This window comes from Flavobacterium sp. J27 (genome assembly GCF_004303025.1).
Taxonomy (GTDB): Bacteria; Bacteroidota; Bacteroidia; order Flavobacteriales; family Flavobacteriaceae; genus Flavobacterium.
Window position 1 is genome coordinate 155,873 of record NZ_PJQW01000011.1, and the last position, 7,430, is coordinate 163,302.

At 32.5% G+C, this 7,430-nt stretch carries 5 protein-coding genes and 1 pseudogene; 4 read left to right on the forward strand and 2 right to left on the reverse strand.

Annotated elements, in window-relative coordinates; genetic code table 11:
* Nucleotides 1-35: 35 nt before the first annotated feature.
* From alaS to CX675_RS15245, 3 genes are all read left to right on the forward strand, one after another.
* On the forward strand, nucleotides 36-2,672 hold the full coding sequence (gene alaS, locus CX675_RS15235; RefSeq protein WP_130736108.1) for an alanine--tRNA ligase: 2,637 nt from the start codon (nucleotides 36-38) through the stop codon (nucleotides 2,670-2,672).
* A 146-nt stretch (nucleotides 2,673-2,818) separates the two neighbouring features.
* Nucleotides 2,819-3,766, forward strand: coding sequence for a GSCFA domain-containing protein (locus tag CX675_RS15240; RefSeq protein WP_130736109.1), 948 nt, complete (start codon nucleotides 2,819-2,821; stop codon nucleotides 3,764-3,766).
* A gap of 10 nt (nucleotides 3,767-3,776) precedes the next feature.
* Entirely contained in the window at nucleotides 3,777-4,406 is a 630-nt protein-coding gene (locus CX675_RS15245; RefSeq protein WP_130736110.1) for a DUF4230 domain-containing protein, read from the forward strand.
* A gap of 115 nt (nucleotides 4,407-4,521) precedes the next feature.
* On the opposite strand, the gene CX675_RS15250 is transcribed toward CX675_RS15245, so the two are convergent.
* Complete coding sequence (locus tag CX675_RS15250) at nucleotides 4,522-4,830, reverse strand: rhodanese-like domain-containing protein (RefSeq protein WP_130736111.1); 309 nt, start codon at nucleotides 4,828-4,830, stop codon at nucleotides 4,522-4,524.
* A gap of 96 nt (nucleotides 4,831-4,926) precedes the next feature.
* On the opposite strand from CX675_RS15250, the gene CX675_RS15255 reads away from it, so the two are divergent.
* On the forward strand, nucleotides 4,927-6,546 hold the full coding sequence (locus tag CX675_RS15255; protein WP_130736112.1) for a DUF4832 domain-containing protein: 1,620 nt from the start codon (nucleotides 4,927-4,929) through the stop codon (nucleotides 6,544-6,546).
* Between the two features lie 91 nt (nucleotides 6,547-6,637).
* Here the strand turns inward: CX675_RS15255 and CX675_RS20190 are convergent.
* Nucleotides 6,638-7,430, reverse strand: a pseudogene (locus CX675_RS20190) (phenylalanine 4-monooxygenase); the annotation flags it as partial.

Consider the following 7,430-nt stretch of genomic DNA (forward strand, 5'->3'; position numbering starts at 1 on the left):
CAGAAGAAGAACTAAAAATAATTAAAAAAAGTTTAATGAAATCACAAGACATTCGCAAAGCGTATTTACAATTCTTTGAAAGCAAAGGACACTTAATTGTACCTTCAGCACCTATTGTGTTAAAAGACGATCCTACCTTAATGTTTAATAATTCTGGTATGGCCCAATTCAAAGAATACTTTTTAGGAAACGGAACACCTAAAAGTAAACGTATAGCCGATACACAAAAATGTCTGCGTGTTTCAGGTAAACATAACGATTTAGAAGATGTAGGTTTTGATACCTATCATCATACTATGTTTGAAATGCTAGGAAACTGGTCGTTTGGAGATTATTTCAAAAAAGAAGCATTACCTTGGGCTTGGGAATTTTTAACTGAAATCTTGAAGTTAGATAAAGATCGTTTGTATGTATCTGTTTTTGAAGGAAATGAAGATGAAAATGTACCCTTCGACCAAGAAGCCTTTGATATTTGGAAACAATTTGTTTCGGAAGATCGAATTATTTTAGGTAATAAAAAAGATAATTTTTGGGAAATGGGTGAACAAGGTCCGTGCGGCCCTTGTTCTGAAATACATATCGATTTGCGTTCGGATGAAGAAAGAGCGAAAGTAGCAGGACGTGATTTAGTAAATGCAGATCACCCGCAAGTGGTGGAAATTTGGAACAATGTCTTTATGGAATTTAACCGTAAAGCAGATGGTTCCTTAGAAAAATTACCCGCACAACATGTGGATACAGGAATGGGCTTTGAACGTTTGTGTATGGCGATGCAAGGGGTTACTTCAAATTATGATACAGATGTTTTTACTCCTTTAATTTCAAAAGTGGAAGCCATTACAGGTTTAAAATATACAGCTAATAACCAACAACCAACAACCAATAACCAAGAAAAAACAAATATTGCGATTCGTGTTATTGTTGACCATGTAAGAGCCGTTGCTTTTGCTATTGCTGATGGTCAGTTGCCATCAAACAACGGAGCAGGTTATGTAATCCGTCGTATTTTACGTCGTGCTATTCGTTACGGATTTACTTTTTTAGATACTAAAGAGCCTTTTATTTATCAATTGGTGGAAGTTTTGGCGAACCAAATGGGTGAATTTTTCCCAGAAATAAAAAAACAACAAGTTTTAGTTACCAATGTGATTCGCGAGGAAGAAGCGTCTTTTTTAAGAACGTTAGAACAAGGATTGCAACTTTTAGAAGCGGTAATTACTGAAACTAAAGGGAAAGAAGTTTCAGGTGTAAAAGCTTTTGAGTTGTATGATACGTTCGGTTTTCCAAAAGATTTGACAGCACTTATTTTGAAAGAAAAAGGAATGACGTATAATGAAGTGGAATTTGAAGTAGAATTGAAAAAACAAAAAGATCGTTCTCGTGCTGCTTCAGAAGTGTCTACGGATGATTGGAAAATTTTGGTAGAAGGAAATACAGAAACTTTTATTGGGTACGATCAAACTGAAAATGAAGTTAAAATTACCCGTATTCGTAAAGTAGACTCTAAAAAAGATGGAATTTTATACCAAATAGTTTTAGATGCAACACCTTTTTATCCGGAAGGTGGAGGGCAAGTAGGAGACAAAGGTACGTTGGTTTCGGCTAACGAAACAATTGAAATCATCGATACCAAAAAAGAAAATAACTTAATTCTGCACATTGCGAAACAATTACCAGAAAATGTAAACGCTTCTTTTGTTGCTAAAGTAAATACCGATTTAAGAACCGCTTCTTCAAAAAATCACTCGGCTACACACTTAATGCACTTAGCTTTGCGTACTATTTTAGGTACACATGTAGAGCAAAAAGGGTCATTGGTTAACCCAAATTATTTACGATTTGATTTTTCTCATTTTTCAAAAGTAACAGAGGAAGAATTAAGACAAGTGGAAGCTTTTGTTAACCAAAGAATTCAAGAGCATATTCCTTTAATTGAAAGAAGAAGTATTCCAATCCAACAAGCGTTAGACGAAGGAGCGATGGCTTTGTTTGGAGAGAAATATGGAGATAATGTACGTGCGATTAAATTTGGAGATTCGATGGAGTTGTGTGGAGGAATTCACGTGTCGAATACTGCTGATATTTGGTATTTTAAAATTATTTCTGAAGGTGCTGTAGCAGCAGGAATTCGAAGAATCGAGGCGATTACGGGTGATGCTGTTAAAGATTTCTTTGCTACTCAAGAAAATACATTAGCTGAAATTAAAGAAAGCTTGAAAAACCCACAAGATGTTTTAAAAGCAGTTAGTTCTTTGCAAGAGGATAATGCCAAATTGAAAAAACAAGTAGAGCAATTATTAAAAGATAAAGCGAAAGGATTAAAAGGCGAATTAGAAGCTCAAATAAAAGAAGTAAATGGTGTTCAATTTTTAGCTACTCAAGTAGATTTAGATGCTACTGGAGCCAAAGATTTAGGCTATGAATTAGGAAATAATAAAACGAATTTATTTTTAGTTTTAGCAACCGCTTCAGAAGACAAACCGATGTTAACTTGTTATATTTCTAAAGAATTAGTAGCTGATAAAGGTTTGAATGCGGGTCAAGTAGTTCGCGAATTAGGAAAATATATTCAAGGTGGTGGTGGTGGACAACCGTTTTTTGCCACTGCAGGAGGAAAAAATGTAGATGGAATTACTGAAGCTTTAGAGAAAGCAATTACCTTTATTCAATAATATATTTTTATTTATATCTAAAAACCTCTTAGAAATCTAAGAGGTTTTTTGGGTTTAGAAAGAGAATGATATATAATTTGATTTGTTTTTTTGCATAAGATTTTTCTTTATTACTATTTTTGATACTTAATCGTCAAATTATTGCCATGCAATTTACTACTAAAATACCTATTGAAAAATGCCAACATACTATTTCATACGATAGTAAAATAGTGTCTTTGGGTTCCTGTTTTGCAGCAAATATGGACGAGAAGTTTCAGTATTATAAATTTCAAAATGTAACCAATCCGTTTGGAATTATTTTTAACCCTGTTTCTCTAGAAATAGTAGTACATCGAATAGTTAATAAAATTACATTTTCAGAAGAGGATATTTTTTTTCATAATGAGGCTTGGCATTGCTATGAAGTACATTCTGAACTTTCGCATCCTGATAAAGACCAATTTTTAGAGAATCTGAATTCAATTTTAGAAGTAACGCATGCGCAGATAACTGCTACAACACATTGTATTGTTACTTTAGGTACTGCTTGGGTGTATCGAAATAACGCATTAGACAAAATAGTAGCCAATTGTCATAAAGTACCTCAAAAACAATTTACAAAAGAAATACTATCAATTAAAACTATTGAAAAATCCATTCAAAGTATAATTGCATTGATTCAAAAAGTGAATCCAAATTGCCATTTCATTTTCACTGTTTCTCCAGTTCGTCATATAAAAGATGGTTTTGTGGAAAATACACTAAGTAAATCGCATTTAATTTCCGCAATCCATTCTATCAACCAGCAACTAACAATCAGTAACTATTTCCCAAGCTACGAAATCATGATGGATGAACTTAGAGATTATCGTTTTTATGCGGAAGATATGTTGCATCCTAATTCTATTGCTATAAACTACATTTGGCAACGATTTAAAGAAACGATTATCGATGAAAAAGTATTTGAAATTATGGATGAAGTGGAAACGATTCAAAAAGCACTTGCGCACAAGCCTTTTAATCCATTGAGTACAAATCATGTAAAATTTGTAAAAAATACCCAACAAAAAATTAGTACTTTGCAATTGAAATTACCTACTATAAAATTTTAAAAATGAAACTATGGGGCTTTTTACAACAATTTCAGAGTTAAGAAAATGGTTAGTAGTCATTTTATTAGTGCTTTTGCTTTTCTTTGGGTACAAATACTTTACCACACCCTCTCAGGAAACAACCCTAGAATATGACACCAATTTGATTCAGCAACAAATTAAGAATGTTGGAAAACTAGTGGTTACAGAAGGTCATTTTGCAGAAGTATTAACGTATAAAGATCAAAAAAAGACCTATATACCAGGATTAACTTTTGATAAAAAAGCACTTGTGGTAATTAATGCCGATGTAACTGTTGGTTTCGATTTAAGCCAAGTTACCTATGATATTGATACTAAAAATAAAGTGCTAACAATTACTAATATTCCTAAAGAAGAAATAAAAATAAGTCCAGATATTAAATATTACAATACCGAATCGTCTACTTTTAATGCATTTACTGGAGATGATTATAATAAGATTGCTAAAAGTGCCAAAGAAAATTTAGCTAAAAAGATTGAAAAATCAACCTTAAAAACAAACGCACAAAACCGATTGCTTTCTGAATTAACCAAAATGCTGGTTCTAACAAATTCAATGGGTTGGACTTTGCAATACAAAGGAAATGTAATTCAAAAAGAAACAGATTTTAAGTTGTAAGTGAAAAAAATACAGTTGCCAATCTGAACTTGTTTTAAATTCCAAGGAAAATAAATTTGTATGATTCTGAAAACAAGTTCGGAATGACAATTAATTCTCTTAATTGAGATTAAATTTACAATTTGTTTTGTAAACTGGTCCAACCACCACCGTTTATACAGTCTATACCATTCTGTTTTAATATAGAAGCAGCTTGTGCACTACGCATTCCAGAACGGCAACAAGCAATAACGGGTTTGTTCCATTTTTTTATTTCTGCAATTTTACTGTTTAAACTTTGTAAAGCAATGTTTTTTGAACCTTTAATATGACCTTCAGCATATTCTTCTTGGGTTCTAACGTCTAAAATAACAGCTCCTTTTTGTATAAATTCCTTAATATCATTGGTTTTGTTTCCCAATCCTAACATATCTAATAATCCCATACTTTCTTTTTTTATACAAATTTAGCTTCTTATCCTGTTTTATACTGTAACATTTGTTACTAATTTACGTTATCTATACAACAAGCTAACGATACTATGAAAAAAATACTCTTACTATTTATGTGGTGTGGGTTTACTTTTGCACAAAACACGGTAAACTATACCAGTTCAAATGAAATATTTGCCAATCCAGAACGTGGTTTTCAAAAATATTCTATTACCGATTCTAATTATGCCACAACTTCTAATTATAGCAATATTAGTGTGTCTGAATTGAATGATTGGTACACAGGAACAGATAAAGTGACGGTTATATTTCGATATTTTTTGTTGGAAGATTTTATAAATTCTAATATTAATGCGACCTATTTAAATAACATGCAACTCGATTTTGATCGTATTCGAACGGCTGGTTTTAAATGTATTATTCGTTTTTCGTATTCGAATGATTTAGGAAGTGGACCACAACAAGCCAGTAAAACACAAATTTTAGCTCATTTGAACCAGTTAGAGTCTATTCTCGAACTTAATAAAGATATTATTGTGTCGCATCAAGCTGGTTTTATTGGTACTTGGGGAGAATGGTATTATACAAATGCCACCGAATTTGGTACAGAAGGAAATATTACAGCTACACAATGGCTCAATCGAAAAGAAGTAGTAGATGCCATGTTGAATGTAACACCAGTTACAATACCTATTCAAGTGCGTTATCCTTTGTTAAAAAAGAGTATGTATGGAAACAACCCGTTAACGCCTGCTACGGCTTACCAAAATACGCCTTTGGCAAGAATAGGCTTTTTTAATGATGCTTTTTTAAATGATTATGGCGATCAAGGTACCTATGAAGTCAATAGTCAATATGAAAATCCTGTGGGTACAGCAGATTATGTGTATTTAAGTAATGAAACCCAATATGTGCCCATGTCTGGTGAAACCAATGGATTAAACGCACCGAGAACCGATGGAGCTAATGCTGTTTTAGAATTGGATTATACCAATTGGTCCTTATTAAATAGGGATTATTTTGAACAAAATATTACAAATTGGACCAACTCTAATCATATTGATGAAATAAAAAGAAAATTAGGGTATCGTTTCGTTTTGACGAATTCTACTTTTGATTTATTAGGAACTGATTTATCTGTTCAAATTAATCTTACCAATGAAGGATATGCCAGAGTGTTTCAATCGAGAGATATCTATTTGGTTTTCCAAAACAATAGCACTTTAGAAAAAACCAACTTTTTATTGAATACCGATATTAGAACTTGGGAAAACACCATAAATCTTTCTGAAACAATCGATTTGTCTTCTTTACCATCTGGCACTTACAGTAGTTTTTTATTCTTGCCCGATTCAGAAACTACTTTAATGTCTTATCCAAAATATGCCATTCGCTTTGCTAATACAGGAGTTTGGCAAGCTACAGACGGAATGAATAATTTGTCTCAAACTATAACCATTGGTACCTTAAATGAAGTAACATTTGATGACGAAGCAGTCTTAATTTATCCTAATCCTGCGACTTCTAAAATTACGATTACTTCCAAAGAAAGAATAAACAGAATACAACTTTTTAATCATCTAGGACAACGCGTTTTTGTGAAAGCCAATGGCAATTCGTTAGATATTTCTTTTTTACCAATAGGAACCTATTTTCTGCATGTTGAAACGAATAGCAGTAAAATAGTGAAACAAATTACCAAACAATAACAATTAAAAAATTGGTTTTTAAATAGATATAAAACAAAATGTATCGAAATCGTATGATTTCGATACATTTTTTATAGAATTGATTTCTGATTTATACCAAATCCTTTTCAAAAATTAAATCCAAACCATTTTGTATTAAATGTGCCACCTCTGAACGTTTGTTTTTTACTAATTCTAAATGATTTACAATTTTATCTAAAAACGCATTATCGTTTGCTTTATAAGCTAATTCTGCGATTTCAACACACAATAACCAATCGTTAGGATGATTTGCAGTAACGGCTCCAAAAGCTTCTTTTAAAGTAGTTGTAGCTGTTTTTTCTTCCCGAATATCGCGAACACTTTGGTATAAAATTTCCAATTCTTTTCTCTCTTCAGAAACTTTAGCTTTTATAGTTGTCGATGAAGGTACGTGAGTAATCATATCAAAACTGTTTACATCTGCTGGACCACTAAAAGCAGAGGTGATTTTTTTACCAACAGCCATGTCGTAAATGCCCCATTCTGGTTTAAACAGAACCGTATCGTTATGTGTTACGGTACAGTTCGTAAATTTTATCAGTACAATTTCACCTTGTAAATTACGAGTTCCCGTAACAATTTCTCCAGAAACTATAATGTTACCTTCAAATTCTAAAGTTACTTGTTCGCCTTCATAAATGTCATAAGCACGTAAATCTCTTGGTCCCATATCTTCAATGGCCAAGTTTATCCCTTTTAGCATACCAATTGGGCTACCAAAACCTTCAGCATGGTATTCTGTACCATGACCTACTAACTCTTTTTCACGAGAAGCCAAAGCAGTTGGTCCTGTTGTTTGTACATATACCGATTTGCCTTCATGCTCAATGACATTAGTAAATACACCAGAAATTTGTAACCCC